General features: G+C 62.7%; 24 protein-coding genes. 9 read left to right on the forward strand and 15 right to left on the reverse strand.

Annotation, left to right across the window (positions count from 1 at the left end):
• Nucleotides 1–129: 129 nt before the first annotated feature.
• From C483_RS18165 to C483_RS18205, 9 genes are all read right to left on the reverse strand, one after another.
• Entirely contained in the window at nt 130–1,965 is a 1,836-nt protein-coding gene (locus C483_RS18165) for a Na(+)/H(+) antiporter subunit D (protein ID WP_006654828.1), read from the reverse strand.
• A 1-nt stretch (nt 1,966) separates the two neighbouring features.
• On the reverse strand, nt 1,967–3,994 hold the full coding sequence (locus C483_RS18170; protein ID WP_006654829.1) for a proton-conducting transporter transmembrane domain-containing protein: 2,028 nt from the start codon (nt 3,992–3,994) through the stop codon (nt 1,967–1,969).
• Nucleotides 3,994–5,610, reverse strand: a complete 1,617-nt coding sequence (locus tag C483_RS18175; protein WP_006654830.1) for a proton-conducting transporter transmembrane domain-containing protein — start codon at nt 5,608–5,610, stop codon at nt 3,994–3,996. The genes C483_RS18170 and C483_RS18175 overlap by 1 nt, the downstream gene beginning before the upstream one ends.
• Complete coding sequence (locus C483_RS18180; protein WP_004267812.1) at nt 5,603–5,968, reverse strand: cation:proton antiporter subunit C; 366 nt, start codon at nt 5,966–5,968, stop codon at nt 5,603–5,605. The genes C483_RS18175 and C483_RS18180 overlap by 8 nt, the downstream gene beginning before the upstream one ends.
• Entirely contained in the window at nt 5,961–6,485 is a 525-nt protein-coding gene (locus tag C483_RS18185) for an MnhB domain-containing protein (RefSeq protein ID WP_006654831.1), read from the reverse strand. Before C483_RS18185 ends, C483_RS18180 begins: the two co-directional genes overlap by 8 nt.
• The gene (locus C483_RS18190) at nt 6,485–7,042 is read right to left on the reverse strand and encodes a DUF4040 domain-containing protein (RefSeq protein ID WP_006654832.1); all 558 of its coding nucleotides are present in this window, start codon (nt 7,040–7,042) and stop codon (nt 6,485–6,487) included. Before C483_RS18190 ends, C483_RS18185 begins: the two co-directional genes overlap by 1 nt.
• A complete protein-coding gene (mnhG, locus tag C483_RS18195) occupies nt 7,039–7,398 on the reverse strand; it encodes a monovalent cation/H(+) antiporter subunit G (RefSeq protein ID WP_006654833.1) in 360 nt (119 codons plus the stop codon). Before mnhG ends, C483_RS18190 begins: the two co-directional genes overlap by 4 nt.
• The gene (locus tag C483_RS18200; RefSeq protein WP_394295540.1) at nt 7,395–7,610 is read right to left on the reverse strand and encodes a cation:proton antiporter; all 216 of its coding nucleotides are present in this window, start codon (nt 7,608–7,610) and stop codon (nt 7,395–7,397) included. Before C483_RS18200 ends, mnhG begins: the two co-directional genes overlap by 4 nt.
• Nucleotides 7,611–7,672: 62 nt before the next feature.
• Entirely contained in the window at nt 7,673–8,722 is a 1,050-nt protein-coding gene (locus C483_RS18205) for a monovalent cation/H+ antiporter subunit E (RefSeq protein WP_006654834.1), read from the reverse strand.
• 249 nt (nt 8,723–8,971) lie between these two features.
• Between C483_RS18205 and C483_RS18210 the strand changes: the two genes are divergently transcribed.
• From C483_RS18210 to C483_RS18225, 4 genes are all read left to right on the forward strand, one after another.
• Nucleotides 8,972–10,183 carry an acyl-CoA dehydrogenase family protein gene (locus tag C483_RS18210; RefSeq protein WP_006654835.1) on the forward strand — a complete coding sequence of 404 codons (1,212 nt, stop codon included), beginning with the start codon at nt 8,972–8,974 and terminating at the stop codon, nt 10,181–10,183.
• A 104-nt stretch (nt 10,184–10,287) separates the two neighbouring features.
• Nucleotides 10,288–10,887 carry a MaoC family dehydratase gene (locus tag C483_RS18215; RefSeq protein WP_006654836.1) on the forward strand — a complete coding sequence of 200 codons (600 nt, stop codon included), beginning with the start codon at nt 10,288–10,290 and terminating at the stop codon, nt 10,885–10,887.
• Nucleotides 10,888–10,986: 99 nt separating this feature from the next.
• Nucleotides 10,987–12,057 (forward strand): quinone-dependent dihydroorotate dehydrogenase, encoded by a 1,071-nt coding sequence (locus tag C483_RS18220; RefSeq protein ID WP_006654837.1) that lies wholly within the window; start codon nt 10,987–10,989, stop codon nt 12,055–12,057.
• 106 nt (nt 12,058–12,163) lie between these two features.
• A complete protein-coding gene (locus C483_RS18225) occupies nt 12,164–12,478 on the forward strand; it encodes a hypothetical protein (RefSeq protein ID WP_006654838.1) in 315 nt (104 codons plus the stop codon).
• Between the two features lie 241 nt (nt 12,479–12,719).
• Here the strand turns inward: C483_RS18225 and C483_RS18230 are convergent, their stop codons facing one another.
• On the reverse strand, nt 12,720–13,898 hold the full coding sequence (locus C483_RS18230) for a tRNA sulfurtransferase (RefSeq protein ID WP_006654839.1): 1,179 nt from the start codon (nt 13,896–13,898) through the stop codon (nt 12,720–12,722).
• A 116-nt stretch (nt 13,899–14,014) separates the two neighbouring features.
• On the opposite strand from C483_RS18230, the gene C483_RS18235 reads away from it, so the two are divergent.
• A complete protein-coding gene (locus C483_RS18235) occupies nt 14,015–15,457 on the forward strand; it encodes a methyl-accepting chemotaxis protein (protein ID WP_006654840.1) in 1,443 nt (480 codons plus the stop codon).
• Nucleotides 15,458–15,533: 76 nt separating this feature from the next.
• On the opposite strand, the gene C483_RS18240 is transcribed toward C483_RS18235, so the two are convergent.
• Together C483_RS18240 and cyaB are read right to left on the reverse strand one after the other, a co-directional pair.
• Nucleotides 15,534–16,739 carry a methionine adenosyltransferase gene (locus tag C483_RS18240; RefSeq protein WP_006654841.1) on the reverse strand — a complete coding sequence of 402 codons (1,206 nt, stop codon included), beginning with the start codon at nt 16,737–16,739 and terminating at the stop codon, nt 15,534–15,536.
• Between the two features lie 251 nt (nt 16,740–16,990).
• Nucleotides 16,991–17,638 (reverse strand): class IV adenylate cyclase, encoded by a 648-nt coding sequence (cyaB, locus tag C483_RS18245; protein ID WP_049912929.1) that lies wholly within the window; start codon nt 17,636–17,638, stop codon nt 16,991–16,993.
• A 143-nt stretch (nt 17,639–17,781) separates the two neighbouring features.
• On the opposite strand from cyaB, the gene C483_RS18250 reads away from it, so the two are divergent.
• A complete protein-coding gene (locus C483_RS18250; RefSeq protein ID WP_006654843.1) occupies nt 17,782–18,753 on the forward strand; it encodes an FKBP-type peptidyl-prolyl cis-trans isomerase in 972 nt (323 codons plus the stop codon).
• A gap of 233 nt (nt 18,754–18,986) precedes the next feature.
• Here the strand turns inward: C483_RS18250 and C483_RS18255 are convergent, their stop codons facing one another.
• Entirely contained in the window at nt 18,987–19,610 is a 624-nt protein-coding gene (locus C483_RS18255) for an RAD55 family ATPase (protein ID WP_006654844.1), read from the reverse strand.
• A 131-nt stretch (nt 19,611–19,741) separates the two neighbouring features.
• Between C483_RS18255 and pyrB the strand changes: the two genes are divergently transcribed.
• The 3 genes from pyrB to C483_RS18270 all read left to right on the forward strand — a co-directional run bounded on the left by pyrB (nt 19,742) and on the right by C483_RS18270 (nt 22,445).
• On the forward strand, nt 19,742–20,668 hold the full coding sequence (gene pyrB, locus C483_RS18260) for an aspartate carbamoyltransferase (protein WP_006654845.1): 927 nt from the start codon (nt 19,742–19,744) through the stop codon (nt 20,666–20,668).
• A complete protein-coding gene (gene pyrI / locus C483_RS18265) occupies nt 20,661–21,152 on the forward strand; it encodes an aspartate carbamoyltransferase regulatory subunit (protein ID WP_006654846.1) in 492 nt (163 codons plus the stop codon). The genes pyrB and pyrI overlap by 8 nt, the downstream gene beginning before the upstream one ends.
• Before the next feature lie 462 nt (nt 21,153–21,614).
• On the forward strand, nt 21,615–22,445 hold the full coding sequence (locus tag C483_RS18270) for a hypothetical protein (RefSeq protein ID WP_006654848.1): 831 nt from the start codon (nt 21,615–21,617) through the stop codon (nt 22,443–22,445).
• 142 nt (nt 22,446–22,587) lie between these two features.
• Here the strand turns inward: C483_RS18270 and C483_RS18275 are convergent, their stop codons facing one another.
• Complete coding sequence (locus C483_RS18275) at nt 22,588–23,487, reverse strand: hypothetical protein (protein WP_006654849.1); 900 nt, start codon at nt 23,485–23,487, stop codon at nt 22,588–22,590.
• Nucleotides 23,488–23,716: 229 nt separating this feature from the next.
• Nucleotides 23,717–24,484 carry an enoyl-CoA hydratase/isomerase family protein gene (locus tag C483_RS18280; RefSeq protein WP_006654850.1) on the reverse strand — a complete coding sequence of 256 codons (768 nt, stop codon included), beginning with the start codon at nt 24,482–24,484 and terminating at the stop codon, nt 23,717–23,719.
• Nucleotides 24,485–24,511 lie beyond the last annotated feature (27 nt).

Genomic DNA, 24,511 nt, shown 5'->3' on the forward strand with positions numbered 1-24,511 from the left:
CGGGCAGCGAACCAAACGCTGTTTTGCAAGCGCAGTAGCGGGAGCAGTCGGATCGATAACCGTGAGCCGGATAGATAAACAGCCTCACGCGAGGCCGCTCAAGTGAAAAGGGGTACTCGAGTTACGCAGCTACACCAGCAGCCAGATGACGACCGTGAGGATGATCGTCAGTAGCAGGACTGTCGTGCCAATTCCGGCACGGAGATGGATGGTCGACGGCCGGCCGCCGTCGGCGTGCTGGCGCTCCGGTGCGTCGACCATGGGGAGCCGCCGAGCGGTCGCGTCGACGGCGAGCACTGGGTTGTTGCCGGCCCAGTAGCAGCGCTTGACGCCGCTGACGACGGCGTTGTCGACGGCAGCGTAGAGGTCGGTGGTCGCGAGCATCGTGCCGCGGCCGAGGTAGTAGCCGGTCGGGTTCACGATCAGCGCTGGATCGGAGTAATCCATCTTCGAGAGTGGCTTGCGGATGAGTTTGAAGCCGATCACGGAGACTGTGATCAGGATGAGAGCGTCAATCAGGTGGCCAGTGCTGTACGGGGTCAGCGACGTATCGAGTTCAGTCACTGTGATCCCATCGACCAGCGGCAACAGGTCGGCAAAGACCGGCCAGCCGATCACCGGCAGTCCGAGCAGGACACAGGCACCACCGACGGAGAACATCGCGACCGTCTGTCCCGTTCTCGAGTCCTTGACTGTGTAGTCGGATGGGCCGTGCAAGAAGACGTAGTAGCCGAGCTTGATGAACGACAGGAACGTGCCGATCGCACCGATGAACAGCAGCCAGTACAGCGCCTGATACTCGCTGCCGCCGTAGTAGGCCGGATCGGCCGCATCGAGCACCATCCCCTTGCTGATGAAGCCGCTGAAGCCAGGGACGGCGGTAATCGAGAGCGCACCGATGGCGAATGCGATCGCAGTTAGCGGCATCTCACGCCAGAGACCACCGAGCTTGTAGAGGTCGTTCTCGCCGGTTCGGTAGATGACGACCCCGACGGCCATGAACAGCAGGCTCTTGTAGAGCACGTTGTTGAACAGGTGGCCCATCGCGCCGGCGATCCCGATCGCGGAGCCGATTCCGATACCCGCGACCATGTAGCCAAGCTGTGCCTGGATGTGATAGGACAGCAGCGCGCGCATGTCGTGCTGGAGCAGCGCGAAGACGACGCCGTAGACGGCCATCGCACCGCCCATGTACGCGAGCAGGAGGTTCCCCTCCGGAATCGCGCGGTAGAGCACGTAGGCGCTCGTCTTCGTCGTGAATGCTGCGAGGAACACCGACGCCGCAAAGTGCGGGCGCGGGTAGGTGTCCGGCAGCCAGGTGTGGAAGCCGACGAAAGCAACGTTCACACCGATGCCGAGCACTGCGAGCAAGAGCGGGATCCCGTCGGCGAAGCCGACCGTCTCTCCCGCTTCTGTGACCATGGTGAACGAGCCGACGGCGGCGTACTGTGCGATCACCGCGAACAGCACCAGACTCCCGCCGATACCGTGGGCCAGCGCGTAGCGATAGCCCGCACGGACTGCGTCGCCACCGTACTGCCAGACCAGCAGCGTGCTCGTCAGCGCCATGATCTCCCACATGAACACCAGCACGAGCCAGTCGCCCGCAAAGGCCGCACCGAGCGCGCTCGCGACGTACGCCAGTGCGATGGCCGCCAGTTTGCGCGAGGCCTCACTCGAGTACGCGTAGATGACGGCGAAGGTACCGAGGAAACCAAGCGCCATCCCCATCATCTGCGTGAAGTCGTCGATAAGGAACGGGTGGATGTCCTGGAAGCCGAGGAAGGTGCGGGTGAGGTGGGTGCCCTCGGGTGCGAGCAGCGAGATTGCGACGACCGAGGCGAGGCTCAGTGCGCCGACCGCGAAGCCAAGGATTCGCGGCAGGACGAGCACGAGCAGCGCGGCCGCGAAGACGATCAGCGGTGGATACGCGTAGGCCAGGATCTCGTAGCTTGCGTCGATCATGTTAGGCTAGCACCTCCGCCAGAATCTCCTCGTGAGAGAGGGCACTCAGTTCGGACCACTCCATGCCGAAGACGCTCTCGACGATGTAGGTCACGAGGTCAAGGAAGATCGCGTAGTCGGGGATCACGCCGAGCGTGACGGCACCGACGGCGATGACCGTGATCGGCATGAGCATGAGCCACGTGCTCTCGGAGAACGGTGAGTGGCGTTCCCAGCCACCTGGCGGCGCACCGCCGTGGTGGTCGTGGTGGTCGCCGTGGTCGTGATGGCCCTCGGCGTGGTCTGCGTGTGTACCGCGGTTGCCGGGGACGTCGGCGTCGCTTGGGTATCTGTCGACGGCGTATTCGTAGTCGTCGTCAGTCCCGTCTGCATCTGGCTCCGACTCGAGTGGCGTCCCAGCGCCAGCGGCCTCCGTCTCACCAGCGTCGTCGTCGGCGGGACGTGGCTGGCCGCTTGGGGGTTTGTCCCCGTCAGCGTCACCGTCTGCGTCTTCGCTCTCGTCGGCAGCTACATCCTCGTCTTCGTCAACCGGGTTTCCACCATCCGTCGCAACCTCCTCGCCGAAGTAGGACTCGCGCTTCCCGCCAGGCGGGAACTCGAGTAGTGGCTTGGCGTCGTGGCGGTCTTCGCTCTCGAAGAACGCGGTGTAGACGACGGGCCAGAGGTAGGCGATGTTGAGGATGCCCGAGAGGATCAGCGCGCTGGCGAAGAGCCAGTAGCCGCCGCCGACGTCGGCGGAGCCGATCAGCATGTAGAACTTGCTGACGAAGCCGGCGATGAGCGGCATACCAGCCATGCCCGCCGCGCCGATGGCGAACGCGGACATGGTCAGCGGCATCCGTTTTCCGATGCCGGCCATCTCGCTGACGTAGTCGGTGTGGGTCTCGACGTGGACCGCCCCTGCACAGAAGAACAGGGTGAGCTTCCCGAACGCGTGGGCGGGGATGTGGAACAGCGCCCCGAGGATCGCGAACGGATGGAGCATCGAGAGCCCGAGTACGATGTAGGACAGCTGTGCCGTCGTCGAGAACGCGAGCCGGCGTTTGAGGTGGTCCTTGCGCAGCGCGATGATGCTGGCCGCCGTCAGCGTAAAGGCGGCCAGGATCGCGACGGGCACGTTCAGCCCAACCTCACCGATACCCGGCACGTTGAGCGGCAGGTCGTGGATGAGTCCGGGACCGAAGACTTCGAGGATGACTCGTGCCACCCCGAACGCACCGGACTTGACGACCGCCACGGCGTGGAGCAGCCCGGAGACGGGCGTCGGTGCGACCATCGCGTCGGCAAGCCAGGAGTGAAGCGGCATGACGGCGGCCTTGACACCGAAGCCGGCGATCAGCAGGAAGAACGCGGCCTGTGCGAACACTGGTTCGGCCTGTGCGGCCTCGGCGAGTGCGCCGATGCCGCCGGATTCGAACGCGGTCGTCGGGTCGCCGACCATGCCAGTCAGCCAGTAGGTGAGGACCGTCCCGGCGAGCAGGAATACCCCACCGCCGAAGAACGTGTAGGTGAGGTACTTGCGGCCGGCGATCCGGGCCTCGTCGTCCTCGTTGTGTGCGACCAGCGGGTAGGTGACGAGCGACAGCAGTTCGTAGAAGATGAAGATCGTCACCAGGTTGCCGGCGAACGCGATCCCGAGTGCGGCCGAGAGGCTGGCCGCGAACGAAGCGAAGAATCGAGTCTGGGCGTGTTCGTCCAGTCCGCGCATGTAGCCCGCGGCGTAGAACGACGTAAAGATCCAGAGGAAGCTCGCGAGCAGTGCGAACAGCATCCCGAGCGCGTCGGCGCGCAGGACGAAGTCGATGCCGTAGAGGAAGTCAATCCCAAGCGACTGACTGAGACTCCACTCGTAGACGGTGCCGTCTAATACGCCGGGAAGCATGCTGAGGACGATCCCGAACTTCACCAGCGCGGCGAGGACGGACCAGCCCTCGCGGACGTTCGGATAGCGATACGACGCGATGATCAGTACCATCGCGACCGCCGAAACGAGGACGGCAGCGAGCGGTAAGATGGAATCTTCAGCCATTAGTTGAACACCTCCGTCGCGAACGGATCGAGAAGGTCGTGGAGTTCACCACCCGCGAATCCGAGCAGGACCGCGACGATGGCGGCGACGATGACGAGCGCGAGCATGCCGAAAGAGACGGCATCGGGGTTACCGCGGCCGATGCGGCCAGTGTCGGTGAACGCACCGGTATCGACGTGGCCAGCAGACTCGTCACCGCGTTCGTTCCCGTGCTCGTCGTCACCACCGGACTGCCCGCCGTCGGTCGCGACCGGCCCAGACGGATGGGGCGACTCGACCGGCGTTGCCGGCGTAAAGTACATTTTCTCCAGCAGTCGGGCCGAGTAGGCGAGCGTCAGCATGGTACTGAGCAGGATGACAACCGCGACGGGCCACATCTCTGCCTGTACCGAGCCGACGGCGATGTACCACTTGCCGATGAAGCCGGCAGACGGCGGAATGCCGATCAGCGCGATCAGCAAGAGCGCCGTCCCGCCGGCGACGAACGGCCGGTTATCCGCGAGGCCGGCGTACTCGTCGACGGTTCGCGCGCCGTAGCTGACCGCAATCACGCCGGCGGCGGCGAACAGCCCGGCCTTCATGACGGCGTGGCCGACCAGGTGGATGATTCCACCGATCAGAGCCGTCTCCGTGACGAGGCCGAAGGCTGTCACGACGAGCCCGAACTGCGCGACCGAGGAGTACGCGAACATCCGCTTGACATCGGTCTGAATCACGGCGAGCGTGCTGCCCGCGAGAACGCTCAGACAGCCGAACGTGACGACGATCTCCGTCAGATACGGCGTCGACGTGAGGAACTCCGGCCCGAAGACGGTGTACATCAGCCGTCCGAGCGCGTACGCGTAGACCGTCGAGACAAGCGCCGCGATAACCGGCGTCACGCCGTCAGGCGCGTGCTGGTAGGCGTCCGGCTGCCAGGTGTGCAGCGGCCACTGGGCGACCTTCAGTGCGAAGCCAACGAAGATGAACGCGAAGGCAGCCTGCATCAGGACGAGGTTCTGTCCGCCCTGCGCGATCACCTCCGACATATTCTCCGACAGCACCTGCATGTTCAGCGTCCCGGTCGCCATGAAGATGAAGCCGACACCGATCAGGTACAGCGAGGCACCGACAGTGCCGAGAATCAGGTACTTCAGCGCCGACACTGCCGACTCGGGGCCGTCTCCGCTCGCGATCAGGGCGTAGGTTGCGAGCCCGACGATCTCGAGGAAGACGAACATGTTGAACACGTCGCCGGTCAGCGAGAGCCCGAGCAGGCCACCGGTCAACAGCAGGTAGCCCGCGTAGAACGTGTTCCCGCGTGGTCCGCCAACGCGCATGTACGCGAGAACGGCCGTTGCGGTGGCGATCACCAGCAAGGCGATCAGTGTCGAGAACTCGTCTGCGACGAGCTGAATCCCGAACTCTCGCGGCCAGCCGCCGAGTTCGTGAGTGACCATCCCCTCGCTGTAGACCGCACTCGCGAGGTACGCTGTCGCAGCGAGCAGTCCGGTCGTCGTAAGGGTGGTGACGCCCCAGCCGGTCCGATCGAAGCGCAGACCGAGCGCGATCGGCACGGTGGCCATGAGAATCGGCACTGCGACCAGCAGCGGCAGGATAAGATCGACGTTACTCATCGGCACGCACCTCCCGAAGGGTATCCTCGCGGAGCGTTCCGTACTCCGAGTGGATCCGGACGATCAGCGCGAGGCCAACCGCTGTGAGTGCAATGCCGACGACAATTGCAGTCAGCACGATCACGTGCGGGAGCGGGCTGGCCATCGCACCGGGGTCGCCCTCGGTTGGAACGATCGGTGCCGACCCACCCTCGACGTATGCGACCGCGACGAAGAACAGGAAGATCGCCGTCTGGAAGAGGTTGACCCCGATCAGCTTCTTCACGAGGTTCTGATTGGCGATCATCATGTACATCCCGACGCCCATCAGGACGAACATCAGGGCATAGGCGTAGCGCGAGGCGAGCAGTTCAATCATCGCGTCCCACCTCCGGACCCGAACCCGAGCGAGCCGAGTCGGCGTCGTTGCTGTGACGCTCGGGCGTAAAGCCCGCCGCCGTAGCGAAGAACAGCGTCATCACCGCCCCGGCGACGATCAGTGCGACACCACCGACCTCGATGGCCTCCATGCCCCAGTAGTGGGCGATCCCGAAGGTGTCGGCGATCGCATCGTACTCGAGGAAGTTGCCGCCGAGGGCCATGGTGAACAGTCCGGTCGCGATGAAGATGGTGACGCCGCCGGTGATGAGGCCGGTGACGAAGGAGTTTTTGACCCACTTGCGAGTCGGGTCGATCCCGAACGCGAAGGCGAGCATCAGGACGGTGACGCCGATGATGGCGCCGCCCTGGAAACTGCCGCCGGGGGTATCAGCCCCGTGGAGACTCAGGAACATCCCGTAGGTGAGCGTAAACGGTGCAATAATTCGAACGGAGGTCAGAATGACCTGACTCTCCGAGTAGGTATCCGAGTTCGTGTGCGAATCTGGCTGCGACATTACGTGAACACCTCCCGTTTCAGCACGAGCAACACGGCGATTGCGGCGGCGAAGACGACGACGGCCTCACCGAAGGTGTCGAACCCACGGTAGGAGGCGAGCACGGCGGAGACGGCGTTCTGTGCCCCAGTGTCTCCGAACGTGTTCTCGATGTAGTAGAGCGACGGCGTCTCCGTCAGAACGCCCTGTTCGCCCCAGACGGGTGCGGACTCCGTGCCGACGGCGTACATATCGGGCAGGAGCGTCCCGAGCACCAGGACGAATGCGCCGACGACGATGACTGCCGGCACGTTGACCCGCTCGAAGAGCCGATCCGTCGAGGGTCGCGTTGTGCGCGCGATAGTCAACAGCAGCAAGATCGTCGTTACGCCGGCACCGATTGCGGCCTCCGTCATGGCGACGTCAGGTGCGAGCAAGAACGTGTAGAGAATCGCCATCCCGAGGCTGTAAGCACCGAAGACGACGATCGCGGAGAGGACGTCTCTGAACAGTGCCGTGGCGACGGCTGCCAGCACGATGAAGATTGCAAGCGTGTAGGCGACAGCGGTTCCGATCATGACTCACCCTCGTCTGGGGTCGATGGATCTGGTTCGACGTCGACCTCCGTCTCGTCGGTCAACGGAACGATGCCGGACTCGGCCGCAGAACGTGCGATCGCGTGTGCGGCCGTCGGGTTCGTGATGAACACGAAGAACAGCAACAGGACGGCGTAGATCGTCATGCTGTCCCAGCCGAGCGCGAGTGCAACGGCTGCAAGCGCGAGTCCCGCACCGAGTGTGTCCGTCTGGGACGCGGTGTGGGCTCGTGCGTAGATGTCGGGCAGACGGATCACGCCCACTGCGGAGACGAACGTGAAGAACAGCCCGAAGACGAGGAGGACGACGATCCCCCAGAAGCGAAGCTGTTCGATCACAGCACACCACCTCGCTCGACGGTGAACTTCGAGATAGCGATCGCCATCAGGAAGTTAAGCAGCGCGTAGATCAACGCGATGTCGAGGAACCACGGCTCTCCAAGCCCCGCTGCGAGCAGGGCGAGGATGACGACCGTGTTCGTTCCGAGGACGTTCACCGCGAGCAGTCGGTCTTGTGTCGTCGGACCGGCGACCGCACGGTAGAACATCATGATCGCCAGCACGACGAACAGCGCCGCCGTGACGAGGAAGATGTCGTTGAGGAGGTCTGCAGTCACAGCTCGTCACCTCCGATAATTTCCGTGTCACCGCGCTCTTCCGGCGTCGGAATGCGAGCACCCTTTCGGCCGTGGAACACGAAGCGGACGGCACGCTCTAACGAGCCCTCGAAGAGGTCCTCCCGAGCCGTCGGGATGAGCGTGTGGATAATCAGGCGCTGGTCGTCTGCCCGAACCGTTAGCGTCCCCGGCGTGAGCGTGATACTGTTGGCGAGCGCGAGCAGCGGAAGCCCACTCCGAACCCGAGCGTTGACACGCGTCATCGTCGGCCTGATTGGCATAGAGGGCCGCAGGATGACGAGTGAAATCGCGAGGTTCGCCTTCACAATCTCGAAGAGGAGATACGGCACGTAGAGTCCAAACCGCAGCGTCCGGATCGGCGACCCAATCCGGTCAAGCGGAAACGTAAACGTCACGTGTGCAAGCGAGACGGTGACGATTCCAGCGACTGCCGCACCGGTGACGAGATCGAACCAGTACGTTGGATCCCCAAGCACGAGATAGAACCCGTAAGAGATCCAGAACATCGCGAACATCTTGTCGAATCGCTCGGTCCCGTCACCAACCAGTCGCTCGTGGCGCGCGGGCCGTTCGACCGGTGCTTCGTCGTATGCCAGCCCGACGCTCTCGAGTTCCCGCTCGAGTGGCTGAAGCATCTGTGCCGTCGTCCCCGGCTGGTACTCCGGGTCGAGTACCAGGCGGTCGATATCGTGCTTTGCGGCGTACGAATCGAACGTCCGCGCGTAGTCGCGCGGCCCGAACAGATACTCGTCCTCGCCGAGCACGGCCGTTTCGATGTCGATCGTCGTGGTTGTCGAACCCGCGCTCGCATCCTCCCGAACCCAGCTCTCGGCCTTCGAGAGCAGTTTCTCGGCGTCCGCAGTCAGCGACTGCCCCTCCGGCATCTCCATATCGTGAGGCAGTGCGACGACGAGGTGGAACTCGAGTGTCTCCGCCTCGCCGGGACACGATTGGACGGCGTACCCAACCGTCTGTCGGACGGTGACCGTGTCAGACAGCGGTATGAGCACTCGTTCAGCCGCCACGGCGCAACCCTCCTTGTGACCGTCGTTGGATACTCATGGCTCTTGTTGGTAGTCGACTCAAGCGGTAGCCGTAGGAAAACGATTTCGTTATCTGCCGGTTGGCCCGCCACTTCGAACGGGTTTCAGTTGGAGACAGCGGAGTCGAGAGTGACGGTCTGCAGGGAACAGTAGGGAAACGAATCAAATCAGCCTCTGATCGCAGAAGTGGCGACACAATGCTTTTTACTGGAAACGGTAACCATCCACAAGATGGCGACTCCGCTTCGCGATGCGGTCCAGCTTACCGAACGCCAACAGCTCGTGCGCTCGAGTATCCGCGACATCTGCGCGGACTTCGATCACGAATACTGGCGCACGCGCGCTGAAACAGGCGAGTACCCCCACGAGTTCGTCGACGAGTTAGTCGAGCAGGGCTGGATGGGCATTCTCGTCCCAGAGGCGTACGGCGGGGCCGGCATGGGAACCCAGGAGACGGTCGTGATGATGGAAGAAATCGCCGCGAACGGCGGCGGCTTCAGCGCGGCCCAGGCCGTCCACGGCGGCGTCTACAACTCCGTGCCGATCGTCGAGTACGGGAGTGAGGACCTAAAATCAGACCTGCTCCCGCGAGTCGCCGACGGCGAGGCCTCGATTCAGGCCTTCGGACTGACCGAGCCAAACGCCGGCTCGAACTCGACGGCGATCGAGACGCGCGCTGAGGCGAGCCAGGACGGCGACGAATACGTCATCAACGGCCAGAAGATCTGGACCTCCCGCGTCGACGTCTCGGACTACCTCGTACTCGTCGCGCGAACGACGCCACTCGAGAACGTCGAGAAACGAACCCAGGGAATCTCGATGTTTCTGGTGGATATCGAGGACGCGTACGACCAGGGGGCCCTGGAGATTGAGTCGATTCCTAAATCGGCGAGCGACTTCGTTCACTCCTACGAACTCTGGTTCGACGACCTGCGCGTGCCCGCGGAGAATCTCATTGGCGTCGAGGGCGAGGGGTTCTACCAGGTGCTCGACGGGCTCAACGAGGAACGACTCGTGATCGCCGCCGAGTGTCTCGGCCTGGGACGGCTGGCACTCGAGCGCGCGGTGCAGTACGCAAACGACCGCGAGGTGTTCGGCAATCCGATCGGGTCGAACCAGGCGATTCAGCACCCGCTCGCGGAGGCCTACGCGCGGCTACAGGCGGCAAAGCAGTTGACGTACAACGCGGCGGACCGGGCGGCCTCGGACGAAGCCGTTGATCTGGGTGCGTACGCGAACGCGGCGAAGTTCCTTGCGGCGGACGCGGCCTACCAGGCGGCCGACGCGGCGGTCCAGACCCACGGCGGGTTCGGCGTTGCGACGGAGTACGACGTCGAGCGCTACTTCCGGGAGGCCAGACTGACACGGCTGGTGCCGATTACCCAGCAACTCGCGCTGAACTATCTGGGTGAGACAGTGCTGGGGCTGCCGCGTTCGTACTGATATTGATACAGAGACTGATACTAAGGCTGATACTGAGACTGATCACCGGCGAAGAACAGCCACCACCCACCACCCACACCACACCCACTACCCACACCACGCAAATGACAGACGACACCGAGACCGAGACCGACTCCGACTCTAACCCCAAACAGGACGAATCGACCGACAAACAGCTCGTCTCCGGCTGGCACGGCCGCTACTACGAAGACTTCGACGTCGGTGACGTCTACAAGCACCCCTTCGGACGCACCGTCACCGAGACGGACAACGTCTGGCTGACCAACGTGACGATGAACCTCAACCCGATGCACTTCAACGAGGCCTACGCCGCCGAGACCGAGTTCGGCGAACGTCTCGTCGACGGCACGTTCGTCATCGCGCTCGCGGTCGGGATGAGCGTCATCGACGTCTCCGTCAACGCCACCGCGAACCTCGGCTACGACAAGGTTCGTCACCACAACCCCGTCTTCCACGGCGACACCATCTTCGCCGAGAGCGAGGTCCTGAGCAAACGGGAACTCGAGTCCCGTGACCACGTCGGCATCGTCGAGACGGAACTGCGCGCGTACAACCAGCACGGCGACCTCGTGCTCTCACTCGAGCGGACGCCGATGGTGTTGAAGCGCTCGCACGCCGAGCCGTCGGCCGCAGAGCCGCCAGGCTGGCCGGCGGGGATCGGAACTCAGCCTGAGGACTGCTAACGTCGTATCAGTTCGACATGATCCCCGCGGTCTCCGGCCAGAACGGGGTTTCGGACCGGCTTCGGGACGTTTACGTACCGTCCGTCCGCAGTATCGCTTATGACGCTGTACTCGCGAGTTCGCCCGCTCGCGTTCACACTCCCGGCCGAGACGGCTCACGATCTCGGGAAGCGAACGTTACGGGCGGCACAGTCGACGCGGCCGACACGGGCGGCACTGTCGACGGCCTACCAGTACGACCATCCCACACTCACGGTCGACCTGTTCGACACCACGTTTCCGAACCCCGTCGGCATTGCCGCCGGCTTCGACAAGAACGCCGAGGTCACGCACGCGCTGGAGGCGCTCGGCTTCGGTTTCGTCGAAATCGGAACCGTCACCCCCTACTCGCAGGACGGCAACGACCGGCCGCGGCTATTCCGTCTGCGCGAGGACGAGGCAATGGTCAACCGCATGGGATTCAACGGACAGGGAATGGAGGCAGTCAAGGCCCGACTCGAGGAAGACGGTACGCCAGGCTTCCCACTCGGCGTGAACATCGGCAAGATGAACGCCTCGACCGAGCGCGAGGCCATCGAGGACTACCGGCGCGTCTTCGAGCGCCTCTCGCCGTTCGCCGACTACGTCGTCGTCAACGTCTCCTGTCCGAACACGCCCGACGAGTTCGACGAGGCCTCGCCCGAGCACCTCCGGGAGATTTTCGAGACGATCGACGCCGAGAACGATCTGGGCGTCCCAATCCTCGTGAAAATCGGCCCCGACGAACCCGAGGAGTCGATCCTCGACCTCGTCGACATCGTCCAGGAGTTTGACGTCGACGGGATTATCGCGACGAATACGTCGACTGCGCGCGAGGGACTCGCCTCCGCAAAGCGCGAGGAGTGGGGCGGCCTCAGCGGCAAGCCAGTCGAGGATCGCTCGACCGCAGTCATCCGAACGATCGCCAGCCATACCGACGGCGACCTCCCGATCATCGGCGTCGGCGGCGTCGACTCCGCCGCGAGCGCCTACCGCAAGATTCGGGCCGGCGCATCGCTCGTCCAGCTCTACACCGGCTTCGTCTACCAGGGGCCCTCGACCGCCAAACGGATCAACCGCGGACTCGTCCGACTGCTCGAACGCGACGGCTTCACGTCGATCGAGGCAGCTGTTGGAGCCGAACTCGAGTGACCTGTAGACCTGCGATCTATCATACAATCAAAAATTTTATACTCCAACGGCATATTTGCAGCACTCGATAGCTATGAATTTGAGACGGGTAGTAAAACCGCTGGCAATGGATACCTGCGTGTTGGGTGTGCTAACCGTCGCGCTCGTGTACGGCCTCACCCGCTCGGGACTCCTCATCGTCGGACTGGCTGGCCTTGGTATCATCTGTATAGCGGTCGGTGGCGGGACTGCTGGACAGGTCACTTCGGGTCAGTCTGGGTACGGTGAGTATGGTGAGGTAGGAACGCCGGTCGATGATACGGGAATCTGGCCGGGAGTATCCTCCGACACCCCATTACAGGTACGAGTCCTTTTCTACGGGGTTGGACTCGTTCTCTGGAGTCTTATCGTCCTTCGACTGTTCTCGTCGAACCTGCAGTGAGCCCACGCTGGAACGACTCCCCGTCCACCGTTCAACTCACGCGCTGTATCCAACGTGCGACTCCGGGCCGAGAGGAGATAGGAGGTAGGAGGTTGGAGGTAGGAGATAGCCCAGCGGCGCTGCTGGTACCGCTCTCACCAGTACTTCCCGCTGAAGGTATCGAACTAATCACTCTCTGACAATATTGCCAGGAGTATGGATTCAGAAGCGTCTCTATCGCGGAACTAACCCCGTTTTCGACTCAGGGTTCGACGAGTTCAGCCTGTCGCGCCGCTTCTTCCGCTCGCTCGAACAAGTCGTCCGGTTCGTACTCGAGTAGCGGCTTGAGTCGGGCGTTGGTTTCGGCGCGGTCGGGGGCGACCCGGTTGCAGCCGGCGTTGATCGTCGACTGGGTGAACGTGTCGATTTTGCGGGCTTTGGCGACGATGTCGGCTTTGTCCCAGGTGAGCAGCGGGCGGTGGATCGGAAGCCGGGTTGCGCGGCTGGTGACGCCGAGATTCTGGAGTGTCTGACTCGATTTCTGACCGACCGCTTCGCCGGTGACGATGCCGTGGGCGTCGACGCGGCTCGCGAGGTGCTCCGCCGTGCGGTAGAAGAAGCGGCGTAGGGAGAGCATCCGGCCCTGTTCCATCGTCTCGACGAGCAGGTCGACAGTCTCGCCACCGGGGACGGTGTAGACCTGCATGTCGAAGTTGGGTGCGTAGCGCGAGAGCGTTCGGACGGTTTCCATCGCGCGGGCCTCGTGGTCGATGCCGCCGTAGTCTCCGAGATCGACGTACACCGGCACGATCGGGCTGCCGCGTCGCATCATCTCGTAGGCCGCGACGGGGGAGTCGATCCCGCCGCTGATCAGCGCGATGACCGGTTCCTGGGAACCGAGTGGGAGCCCGCCCGGCCCCGGCACTTTCTCGAGATAGATGAACGCGAAGTCCTCGCGGACCTCAACGCCGAAGGTGAGGTCCGGGTCGTCGAGGTCGACTTCGGGTTCGAACTCGTCTTCGACGGCCTCCCAGATCGCGGTGCCGCCCTCTCGGGCGAGGTCCTCGCTCGTGTAGGGGAGGCTCTTATCGGCGCGACGAGCGTCGACTGCGAAGGTGCCGCCGTCGTAGCACGCCTCGGCGGCCTCGGCGAGCGCGGCGCAGATTTCGCCCTTCGCGGTGTCGACCGTTCGGACGGGGCTTGCGGAGACGACACCGAAGGCGTCCGCGGCGGTCGCCGTGGCGGCGTCGACGTGTGCTTCGTCGGTGTGAATCAGGGGTCGGTTCCACCGACGTTCGACCTCGCCGGGGATCGAGCGGTCCGCGAGGAGGGCCGTGAGATTCTCCGCGAGACAGTCCTCCATGTACCGCTTGACCGTGTTGCTCTTGGTGTTGACGTCCCCGTGACGGATGAGGACGGTGTCGGCTCCCGGCAGGTGCATGGACAGCGCTAGGGAGGCGCACCATAAGGGGGTTACGAGCGACGGGCACTCCGAGGAGCGGTCGCACGGACAGATGGCCAGAGAAACTATGAGCGATGGGAGGGCTGTCCAGCGTAATGAGTAACTCTGCAGCACCGACCAGTGGACCGGCAGCCGGCACGGAAACGGCGACACGAACGGTCCACTCTCAGGGCGAATTGGCTCTGCTCGAACAGTATCTCGACTCTCAGGACCTCTCGTCGGCAGAGACAGACGGTGACAAGTCAGATCCGACAGCCGAAACCGAACGGCTGCGACACGAACGCAACTTCTGGCGCTCGCTGTACACGCAACTGGTCGGCTGTTTCCCCGAGGGCGCGTTCGCCGTCGCTGCGGGCGGCGAGATAACGAACTGGAACCAAGCGATGGAAGAACTGAACGGAACCGAAGCCGAGAGCGTCCTCGGAAAGAACGCCTACGACATCTTCGAAACGGAAGGCGAGAGCGAGACGCTCGCGGAGAAGGTCATCCGCCGGAACGAGCCGATTCAGGAGGACGACACGCGAACGGTTCCCCATTCCGACCGCTACCATCAGGTGTACGCCGTCCCCCTCCGTGATCCCGACGGGAACGCCATCGGCGCGTTCGAGGCGACACCGGACGTGACCGACTTCGTCCACCAGCACCAGGAGTTCGAGGCGCTCCAGGAGACGGTCTCCGAACGGGTCCAGTCAGAAGTCGTCGAACTCGAGGAGACCACCGAATCGATCACGGACACGCTCGAGCGGATTCATGACCTCGGCGTCGAGCAGACCCAGCGGATGGAGACGATTGCCTCCGAGGTGTCGGACCAGAGCGCAACGATCGAGGAGATCGCCTCGACGACGGAGACGGTACACCAGACCAGCGAGACGGCAGCGGAGCTCGCAGAAGACGGCTCCGAGTCGGCGAGTGACGCCATCGAGACGATGGAGACCGTCTCCGAATCCGCCGAGACTGTCTCGGCCGAGATCGGGACGCTCCACGAGAGCATCGACGAGATCGGCGAGATCGTCGACGTTATCGACAACATCGCCGACCAGACGAACATTCTCGCGCTCAACGCTCAGATAGAGGCTGCCCAGGCCGGCGAGGAGGGTGCCGGCTTCGCAATCGTCGCCAGCGAGGTAAAGTCGCTCGCGGAGGACACCCAGGAGCAGGCTGGCCGGATCGAGTCGACTATTGACGAGATTCAGGATGAGATCGAGGCGACTGCCGACAGCTTCGAGACGACGACTAACCAGATCGACGACGGCGTCAACCGGGTCGAGAGCGCACTCACGAAACTCGACGAAATCGCCGCGACGATCGACGATGCCGCAACTGGTGTCAGCGAGGTCGCGGGGGCCATCGATGACCAGGCCGCGAGTAGCGAGGAGATCGCCGCAACAGTCGACCTCGCGGTCGAGGAGATGAACTCGCTGCGAGAGGTACTCGAGACGATCTCGGAGTCGACCCGGGAGCAACGCGAGAGCGTGGCGACGGTTCGCTCGACGGTGGGACAGTTATCGGAGTCGGACGGCAAGCCGGGGTCGACGTAGAGAAGCGAACCGGATCCACTGGAAGAACTCGAGTGAAAAGAAACGAGAAACGTCGTTGCAACGCGGTTCAGGCGGCTTAGAACGTTGTCAGCTCGCCGTCGATGACTTTTCGTGTGATGTCCGTGACGTTCGCGAGTTCGTCGTCGACGATCGCTTCGATCTCGTCCTGGACGTCCGCGAGTTCGACGCCGTCGGCGGTGACGACGTGCACGTCGGCGACGTGTGGCTCGTCGATCGGACGCCCGATCTGGGAGAGCAGGCGTACGCGCATGTCGCGGATGCCGTCGACTTCGGCGACGACCTCCTCGGCGATCTGGGTCGAGAGCAGGTTGTAGATCTTCCCGATGTGGTTGACCGGGTTCTTGCCGCTCGTCGCTTCCATCGACATCGAGCGGTTCGGCGTGATGAGGCCGTTGGCACGATTCCCGCGGCCGACGGAGCCGTCGTCACCCTGCTCTGCGGAGGTGCCGGTGACGGTGAGGTAGATCGACCCTTCTTCGTAGTCGTCGGCCGTGTTGACGTGGACGTTGACCTCGCGGTCCGTGTGCTCGCTCGCGACTTCGGAAACGAACTCGCGAACGGACTCAACGGCGTCCGCGTAGGCGTCCAGATCCGCGATGTGCTCGTCGATCATCGCCGCCGCGACGGTGACGTCGATCGTGTCACCTTCGCGCTTGCCCATGATCTTCACGTCGGGGCCAAGGTATGGGTTCTCGTCCGCAAACTCGCCGTTCAGGCGTGCCTCAGCCTCGGAGACGATCTGCTCCGTCTCCGTCAGTGGTGCGTGACCAACGCCGAAGCTCGTGTCGTTGGCCATCGGCACGCTCACTTCGTCCTCCCCAAAGACATCCTGCAGGTCGCCACTCCCCTCACCGAGTTTCACGTCGACGACGATATCCTCGCCGTACTCGAGTTGCGGGATGGTCTCCTCGAGGTACTCGCGCGCTGCGCGGAGCGCGATCGTTTCGGTGGGGATGGTCTGGCCCTCGTAGTGTTTGGTTGCGCGACCGACGATCAGCAGGTAGATGGGGTCGACGACCTCGCCGCCGCCAAAGGCGGGGGCGGCCTCGCCGGCGACAAGCTGTGTCTCGTCCGTGTTGAAGTGCAGTACTTCGCCGACACGGTCGAGGTACTCGCGTGCGAGTGCGCCGGCGACGCTCTCTGCGACGCCGTCACAGATGGAGTCCGGATGTCCGATCCCCTTTCGTTCGACGATTTCGACCTCCTGATCTTCGACTGCCTGTCGGTCGATTGGCTCGACCCGAATGTTCCGCTCGCTCATTACCGGCTATAAACGGAGCGTGGTTCTATAACTTGCGGAAACAGATCAACGTCGGAAAATACCTGGGAGTTATCCACCGATCGGCTGCCTTCGGCGGGCAATCGGGCGTTCACTGTCGGGTAGAAGGCGGTAAGAAGCCAGTGAGAGATCAGTGAGGGATCAGTGAGAAGCGGACCACAAAGTCGCGACCGTCATCTTCGGAGACGGCTTCAGTATCGCACCCAGTCTTCGAATAGTTCTGTCTGGCAGTATCAGGAATCGAGCAAGAGCCCAAGATACGAGGTCCGGAGCTGGTCGTCGGGGTCGAGGCCGAGGGATTCGAGCACGGTGTACGCGCCGGCGCGGGCAAACTCGAGTTCGGTCTCGCTCTCGACCTCAGTTTCGACCTCGACGTACTCGCCGACGTCGTCGACGGTGTCGAGAGTGATTGTGAAGTCTGTCGAAGAAGCGGAGGCTGATTCTGTGGCGTCCGTCTCGGCGAGTTCGACCGTGTAGCGCTCGCGCTTCTTGCGAACCGTCGCGGCCGGCTCGAAACCGAGGTTCGTCAGAATCGTATCGAACGTTTTGCCGTCGCCGATGGTGGTTTCGGCCTCCTCGCGGGTCTTCGACTCGTCGTCGACGAGCGGTCCTTTGTAGGTGACTCTCGTTTCGCTGCCTGTGTCTGCATCGGGGTGACGTTCGCGTCGAATCCGGAGCGCTTCGTCCGTCTCGGCGAACGTCCGGTGTGGAGCATCGTAGTACGTGTCTGTCTGGACGACCGTTCCCGCTGGCGTCGCATCGAGTGCTGTGCTGTCGTCTTCGTCTCCGATCCCGTCGTCGGCCTCAGCATCGGTTCCGTCCTCGAGTCGCGACCGAACACGATCGAGTTCGGCAGGCACCTTCACTTCGACCTCGTACATGGCCGTTCGAACGGGCAGCGGCCGTAAGTATCGGTCGTTCTCGTCGGTCGCCACAGATACCAATCGCAGATACCAGTCACCGCGTGGACGCGTTCTCGGACCAAAGCGTCGTACTTAAATGTCGACGGCGGGACGTACAACGTATGACCGAGGAACAGGAGGCCGAGCTCGATGAGCAGGCCGATGACGTCGAAGCGGAAGCCGACGAAGACGCTGCAGAAGCCGAAGGGCTTCAGGACGGCGACTTCGTCGAACTCGAGTACACTGCATACACCGCCGACGGTGACCAGCTGGTCGACACGACCGACCCAGAAGTCGCCGAAGAGGAGGGTGTCGCAGACCAGAACCAGGAGTTCAAGCCACGCACGATCGTCCTCGGCGAGAGCCACATCTTCGAGGGCGTCGAGGAAGCCATCGTCGGCTCCGAAGCGGGCGACACCGGCAGCGTGACGATCGACGCCGAGGACGCCTTCGGGGAGTACGACCCCGACAACGTCCAGACGGTGAGCGCCGAGAAGATCGACGAGGACGACCGTTACCCCGGTGCGAACGTGCAGGTCGACGGCCAGCAGGGCTACATCAGCACGATCATCGGCGGCCGCGCGCGTGTGGACTTCAACCACCCGCTGGCCGGCGAGGATGTCGAGTACGAGTTCGAAGTTCTCGACGTCGTCGACGACCGCGAACAGCAGGCTGCCGGCCTCTTCGAGATGTACCTCGGCCTCGAGCCAGAGCTCTGGATCGAGACCGACGACGTCGAGGAGGAAGTCCCAGTCGAGCCCGACGAGGACGCAGATGAGGACGAAGACGCAGAGCCTGAGTTCGAGACTGAGGTCGTCGAGAAGGAAACGCTCTACCTCGAGGCCACGCCGCAGATGACCATGAACCAGCAGTGGATGATGGGCAAGCAGCAGATCGGTCAGGACATCATCGACCAGATCGGTGTCGACCGCGTCATCGTCCAGGAAGTCATCGACGGCATGGGCGGCATGGGCATGCCCGGCATGATGGGCGGTATGGGCGGCATGGGCGGCGGCGACATCGAGGAGGCACTCGAGGACGCCGACGTCGACGCCGACGAGATCGTCGACGAACTCGAAGGCGCAGAAGAGTAAGCGCTCGCGACCAGCGATTTCAGTTTTTGCGTTTTCAGACGGAAACAGTCTCGACTGTGGGTAGCGAGTGCCGTGTGCGAGTGTCGTGTTGTCGTTGTTGTTATCGTATTGTTGGTATCGTATCTGTGTGGCGCGCACGCACGGCTCAACGGGGACTGAAACTGAGACGGAGACGGAGACGAAGACAAAGAACTGAAACCAAAAAGCGCGACGCGGACGCAGGAACGGCAGACTCAGGCAATATCCCGACTCGTGTCGATCGCCACCTCTTCGGTCAACTCGAGTTTGATCGCATCGGTCGGCTGGCTACCGCCGCGGAATTTGGGGACGGTGAGGTGGTTCTCGAGTTCGGCACCGGAGATGGCAGTCTGGAGATCGAAGACTGCGTCTGCTGCGTGGAAGGTCCGGGCACGATTTGCCGTTTCGTCGCCTTTCAAGCAGTGGAGGACGGCGATACCGTTTTTCTCGAGCATCTGTGTCTTGAGATCGTTGAGAAACGAGACGAACTCCTCGCGGTCGGTGTGCTCGAGAACGTCCATGGTGTCGATGATGAGGTTCGCACCCTCGGGGAGTGCGTTGATGAGTTTGCGCGTTTCCGTGACCGGGGCGTCGCTGCCGACGTGTCGAATTGTCGGGTTCCCGACGTCCGAGGGGGAGTTCTCGACGGCGTGGCGAACGGCATCGGTCGACCGTTCGGTCGAGAGATACAGTGTGCCGCGTGCTGCGGTCAGCTCGTACAACAAGAGTTCCGATTGGCTGGCCGGGGCTGCGGCGTACGCGACGAGACATCCCGGCGGAAGCCCACCGTCGAGTTTGCGATCCAGCACGTCGATCCCGGTTTCCAGCCGTTCTACCATACGGGTATCGTGTCTTTCTGTAGTTCGTGTATAATTCTTTGCCTTTGCAGTACTGTCACGGCGGTTGTTGGATCGACATCGCGACGCGGAATGGAGGGATTCAAGGGGGATGCAAGAGCCAACACGAACGAATGCGCCACGATCACCTCATCACGAGCAAACAACTCTCGCGGGCGGATATCGAGACCGTCCTCGACCGGGCGGCCGAGATCGCCGACGACCCGGCCGCCGTCGCCGACCGCCACGCGAACGCCGTGCTCGGCCTGCTGTTTTTCGAACCGAGTACGCGAACGAAGATGAGCTTCGAAACCGCGATGAAACGCCTCGGTGGTTCCGTCGTCGACATGGGCTCTGTCGAATCCTCGAGCGTCAAAAAGGGGGAGACGCTCGCTGACACCGTCCGCGTCATCGAGGGCTACGCCGACGCGCTCGTTCTGCGCCACCCGAAACAGGGTGCCGCCGCGATGGCAAGCGAGTTCGTCGACGTTCCACTGTTGAACGCCGGCGACGGCGCGGGCCACCACCCAACCCAGACGATGCTCGACCTCTACACGATCCGGGAGAACGCAGGCCTCGACGACCTCACCATCGGCATCATGGGCGACCTGAAGTACGGGCGTACCGTCCACTCGCTGGCCTACGCGCTCACCAACTTCGACACGCACCAGCACTTCATCAGCCCCGAGAGCCTGCAACTGCCCCGCGAAGTCGTCTACGACCTCCACCAGCAAGACGACACCCAGATCCGCGAACACGAGGCACTCGAGTCCGTCCTCTCCTCGCTCGACGTGCTCTACGTGACGCGGATTCAGCGCGAGCGGTTCCCGGACGAGAACGAGTACCAGAAAGTCGCCGGGGAGTACCAGATCGATCTGGAGACACTCGAGGAGGCGAGTGACGACCTGACGATCATGCACCCGCTGCCGCGAGTCGACGAGATTGCACCGGAGATCGACGAGACGGAGCATGCGGCGTACTTCGAGCAGGCGCACAACGGGGTGCCGGTGCGGATGGCGCTGCTCGATCTATTGCTGGCTGGAGGTGAGTCTGATGAGTGACGATCACGACCATCACGACGGCAACGCGGACCACGAACTGCGCGTCAGCAAGATTCAGGACGGGACCGTCATCGACCACGTCCGCGGCGGCCAGGCACTGAATGTGCTCGCAATTTTGGGCATCGACGGCGGCGAAGGTGAGGAGGTCTCCGTCGGGATGAACGTTCCCTCGGATCGCCTCGCGCGCAAGGATATCGTCAAGGTCGAGGGTCGCGAACTGAGTCAGGACGAGGTCGACGTGCTTTCGCTGATCGCACCCGACGCCTCGATCAACATTGTCCGCGACTACGACGTCGTGGAGAAACACCGCGTCGAGCGCCCCGCTGTCGTCGAGGGTGTTCTCTCCTGTCCGAACGCAGACTGCATTACGACCGACGGCGAGCCAGTGACCTCGCGATTCGAGGTGCTTCAGGACGGCGTGCGCTGTTCGTACTGTGGGACGATCGTGCGAGAAGGAATCGCCGAACTGATCGATACAAACTGAGTTCCGACGGCGGACGGAACACACCGAGTCGTTCGAACGTCGTTCAAAGGAGGAGACGAACACGATCGGTGTGTCATATTTTCACGAGGAGAGAACTGTCCAGAATAGCTAAGTACGAGCCAACCGATTGTTATGGTGTATATGTCACGCACGATTAAAGTCGTACTCGCCCTGGTCGTCATCGCCGTCCTCTGGAAGCTCCTCAGCACGAGCGGCACCGAGATCGACGACGAGATCGAGTACGACCCCGTCGAATAATCGACGCGACGGCGCACAGTCTCACCAGTAGTATCCACACCGTTCGGTTTCACACACGGCTGCAGTCGGCCGCCGTGTCCCCCCTATTCCGATCTGGTTCGGTCCGGTCCAATTCGGTTCGTGCCGTGCTGTTCCGGTCCGGTCAAGTCCAGTTCTCGGTCCCCGATCCGAACGGCTTACAGGCACGGCGTCGTACGCTGCAGTATGTACGGCGTCGTCACTCGCAACGCTGAAGAGGTCCGGTGGCCGGAGTTCGACCGCGGATTCTACGAAGTCAAAGACGTGACCGGCCGGTCCGCCGAGCCGATCGAGGACGGGGTGAACATGGTCTCCTGTTTCGGCGACAACGCGGCCGCAGACGCCGATCCGTCGCTCGTTCCCGTCGACGACATGGGTCGTCCCGCAACCCGCGATCGAAAATACTTCGACTGGGCCTATATCTGCCCGTCCCGACAGGACTACCGCGAGGGCCTCCTCGAGATCATCGACGACTGCGTCGCGGCCAACGAGGACGTCCGACTCGACGACGTCGGCTTCCCTCGCGAGGGATACTGTCGCTGTGGTGTCTGCGAACAGGCCTTCAAGGCCAGTGAGTTCGACGACCGCCAGGCCTGGCGGGCCGACGTCATTACCGAGTTCGTCGCCGAAGCCGCAGAGCACATTCCTGGCCGCGTCTACCTGACACTCTACCCTGACCCATACCCCGGCCACCTCTACGAACGCGCTGGGCTCGATCTCGCTGCACTCGAGGAGCACGTCGACGAGTTCGTCATCCCGCTGTACGATATGGCCTACGAGACGACCTACTGGCTCGAGACAATCGCGAAGGGATTCCAGAGTGCACTCGAGACGCCCTTCAGTATCGAGCTGTACGCGATCGACATCGAGATCGAGAATCTGATTCACGCACTCGAGGTTGCAGAGCACTACGCCGAGGGTGTGTTCTTCGGGTATGAGGCATCGAACGCGCGGGCAGCGTTGCGTCGACGACGTGCCGACGAGCAAGACGGTGTGACACACGGCGAGCCGAAGTAGGCTGTTCTCGAGTGGTGAACAGATTTCTTGTGGGTGTGTATCTAGCGGAGTGCCCGAGAGGTGTAATTGGAGGGGACAGCGACGGAATCAGTGGGAGTGACGATGCCAGTGGGGTAACGCTGCCAGTGGGAGTGGCTGTAATCTATCGCGTCTCGTCGCCGAGGCGGTCATCGTCATCGTCATCGTCGTCGTCCAGCAGTCCGTCATCGCTGTCGGAGTCATCGTCCATGAGGTCGCTGTCGTCGTCACCGATGAGTCCGTCGTCGTCATCATCATCCATGAGGCCGTCATCGTCGGATCGGCCGCGGCGGTCATCGTCGTCCATGAGTCCATCGTCGCGATCGCGGTCACTGTCGCTGTCCATCAGGCCGTCATCGTCGTCGTCCATCAGGCCATCATCATCGTCACTCATGAGGCCGTCGTCATCGTCGTCCATGATACCACTGTCATCACTACGGCGGTCATCATCGTCCATAATGCCGCTGTCGTCGCCGCGGCGACTGTCGTCGTCATCCATGATACCATCGTCGTCGTCACCCATCAATCCGTCATCGTCGTCATCGCCAATCAGGCCGTCGTCGTCATCGTCGTCTCCCATAAGTCCGTCATCGTCGCGGTCATCGTCCATGATCCCGCTGTCGTCCCCGCGACGGTCGTCGTCATCCATAAGTCCGCTATCGTCGCTTCGATCATCGCGACCGGTCTCCGTTCCCGACATGCCGCCCGTCCCAGTGGTAGTGTCAGTGCCAGTTCCAGTTCCAGTCCCAGTGCTAGCCCCTGCCCCCATCTCCGAATCAGTTCCCGACAGGTTGCTCTGCAGGTGGATTTCGTCGTCAGTCATCTCCGCAACGGCCGTCTCCTGTAACGGATACGCATCATCAGTTCCACCCCAGCCGAGTTTGGCCTTAATCGTGTCCGTAATTCCCGGATCCGGTTCGACGTGTGCCGTTCCATGCTCGACATCGGCGACGATACCAACCTCGTCACCCTCCGCGTTTACGACCGTCTTACCGACATCGTCGTCTGTAAATTCTGGAGACATTGCACTAACAGGTATGCCAAACACGACCAAGATGGTGGTGCTTGCGCTGGCTTGCGAGTTTGCCGTCAACGCGTGTCTCGGCCGTTCTCGGCGTTACTATCCATCCCGCCAAGAGTAACAGAGTCCACGAGAGTCCTCACGAAAACACGATTTCACGTCACGGTACACTACAACACGGTACAGGGCACTGTAACACACTGAGACACGGCTGAAAACTGTTGGACGCCAGCTATTCGTTGAACTCTGGCTCCCTGCCTTCGAGGAACGCAGCAACCCCCTCTTCGTGGGAGTCCGTAGCGCGGGCGTGGACCTGCAACAGATTCTCGTAATCCAGCGCCTCGTCCCACTGTCGACCCATGTTCTCGTGCATCGCCTGCTTCATCATGCCGATCACATCCGTCGGACGGCGGCCGAGTCGCTCGACCGTTTCCGTCACCCGCTCGTCGAGGTCCGCAGCCGGCACCGACTCGTTGATCAGATCGAGCTCCGCCGCGCGTTCGGCATCGAAGAACTCGCCGGTGAACGCGAGTTTCTTTGCGGCACGAAGGCCGATCAATCGCGGGAGCATGAACGTCCCACCGGTGTCGGGAATGAGGCCAACGCGGACGAACGCACAGGAGAAGGTCGCATCCTCGGCCGCGTAGGCGATATCCGAGAGCGCAACAATTGCAAGGCCCGCACCCACTGCATCACCATTGACGTTCGCCACGATCGGCACGGGACACTCGAGCATCGCCTCGACGACACGGCCGAACGTCTCGGTGACCTCCTCGTAGGCCTGTCGCGGCGGGTCGGGTTCTTCCGCCATCGCCTCGATATCGCCACCGGCGCTGAAGGCATCGCCCTCGCCGGTGATGACGATCGCGTGAGACTCCTCGGGATCGGCATCGCCAATCGTATCGGCGAGTTTCGACGCGGTCTCGCGGGTGATCGCGTTGAGCACACCAGGGCGGTCGAACGTGAGTCGCAGGACGCCGTCGTCGCTGTCGATCTCCATAGCAGAAAGACAGAGAGCTGACTCTTA

Origin of the sequence: Natrialba hulunbeirensis JCM 10989, from assembly GCF_000337575.1 — an archaeon.
Taxonomy (GTDB): Archaea; Halobacteriota; Halobacteria; order Halobacteriales; family Natrialbaceae; genus Natrialba; species Natrialba hulunbeirensis.

What these genes read in the sequence shown, in the direction of transcription:
- C483_RS18165 (WP_006654828.1), bottom strand. Translation starts at nt 1,965, where the DNA reads ATGATCGACGCAAGCTACGAGATCCTGGCCTACGCGTATCCACCGCTG.
- C483_RS18170 (WP_006654829.1), bottom strand. Translation starts at nt 3,994, where the DNA reads ATGGCTGAAGATTCCATCTTACCGCTCGCTGCCGTCCTCGTTTCGGCG.
- C483_RS18175 (WP_006654830.1), bottom strand. Translation starts at nt 5,610, where the DNA reads ATGAGTAACGTCGATCTTATCCTGCCGCTGCTGGTCGCAGTGCCGATT.
- C483_RS18180 (WP_004267812.1), bottom strand. Translation starts at nt 5,968, where the DNA reads ATGATTGAACTGCTCGCCTCGCGCTACGCCTATGCCCTGATGTTCGTC.
- C483_RS18185 (WP_006654831.1), bottom strand. Translation starts at nt 6,485, where the DNA reads ATGTCGCAGCCAGATTCGCACACGAACTCGGATACCTACTCGGAGAGT.
- C483_RS18190 (WP_006654832.1), bottom strand. Translation starts at nt 7,042, where the DNA reads ATGATCGGAACCGCTGTCGCCTACACGCTTGCAATCTTCATCGTGCTG.
- C483_RS18200 (WP_394295540.1), bottom strand. Translation starts at nt 7,610, where the DNA reads ATGATGTTCTACCGTGCGGTCGCCGGTCCGACGACACAAGACCGACTG.
- C483_RS18210 (WP_006654835.1), top strand. Translation starts at nt 8,972, where the DNA reads ATGGCGACTCCGCTTCGCGATGCGGTCCAGCTTACCGAACGCCAACAG.
- C483_RS18215 (WP_006654836.1), top strand. Translation starts at nt 10,288, where the DNA reads ATGACAGACGACACCGAGACCGAGACCGACTCCGACTCTAACCCCAAA.
- C483_RS18220 (WP_006654837.1), top strand. Translation starts at nt 10,987, where the DNA reads ATGACGCTGTACTCGCGAGTTCGCCCGCTCGCGTTCACACTCCCGGCC.
- C483_RS18225 (WP_006654838.1), top strand. Translation starts at nt 12,164, where the DNA reads ATGGATACCTGCGTGTTGGGTGTGCTAACCGTCGCGCTCGTGTACGGC.
- C483_RS18230 (WP_006654839.1), bottom strand. Translation starts at nt 13,898, where the DNA reads ATGCACCTGCCGGGAGCCGACACCGTCCTCATCCGTCACGGGGACGTC.
- C483_RS18235 (WP_006654840.1), top strand. Translation starts at nt 14,015, where the DNA reads ATGAGTAACTCTGCAGCACCGACCAGTGGACCGGCAGCCGGCACGGAA.
- C483_RS18240 (WP_006654841.1), bottom strand. Translation starts at nt 16,739, where the DNA reads ATGAGCGAGCGGAACATTCGGGTCGAGCCAATCGACCGACAGGCAGTC.
- cyaB (WP_049912929.1), bottom strand. Translation starts at nt 17,638, where the DNA reads ATGTACGAGGTCGAAGTGAAGGTGCCTGCCGAACTCGATCGTGTTCGG.
- C483_RS18250 (WP_006654843.1), top strand. Translation starts at nt 17,782, where the DNA reads ATGACCGAGGAACAGGAGGCCGAGCTCGATGAGCAGGCCGATGACGTC.
- C483_RS18255 (WP_006654844.1), bottom strand. Translation starts at nt 19,610, where the DNA reads ATGGTAGAACGGCTGGAAACCGGGATCGACGTGCTGGATCGCAAACTC.
- pyrB (WP_006654845.1), top strand. Translation starts at nt 19,742, where the DNA reads ATGCGCCACGATCACCTCATCACGAGCAAACAACTCTCGCGGGCGGAT.
- pyrI (WP_006654846.1), top strand. Translation starts at nt 20,661, where the DNA reads ATGAGTGACGATCACGACCATCACGACGGCAACGCGGACCACGAACTG.
- C483_RS18270 (WP_006654848.1), top strand. Translation starts at nt 21,615, where the DNA reads ATGTACGGCGTCGTCACTCGCAACGCTGAAGAGGTCCGGTGGCCGGAG.
- C483_RS18275 (WP_006654849.1), bottom strand. Translation starts at nt 23,487, where the DNA reads ATGTCTCCAGAATTTACAGACGACGATGTCGGTAAGACGGTCGTAAAC.
- C483_RS18280 (WP_006654850.1), bottom strand. Translation starts at nt 24,484, where the DNA reads ATGGAGATCGACAGCGACGACGGCGTCCTGCGACTCACGTTCGACCGC.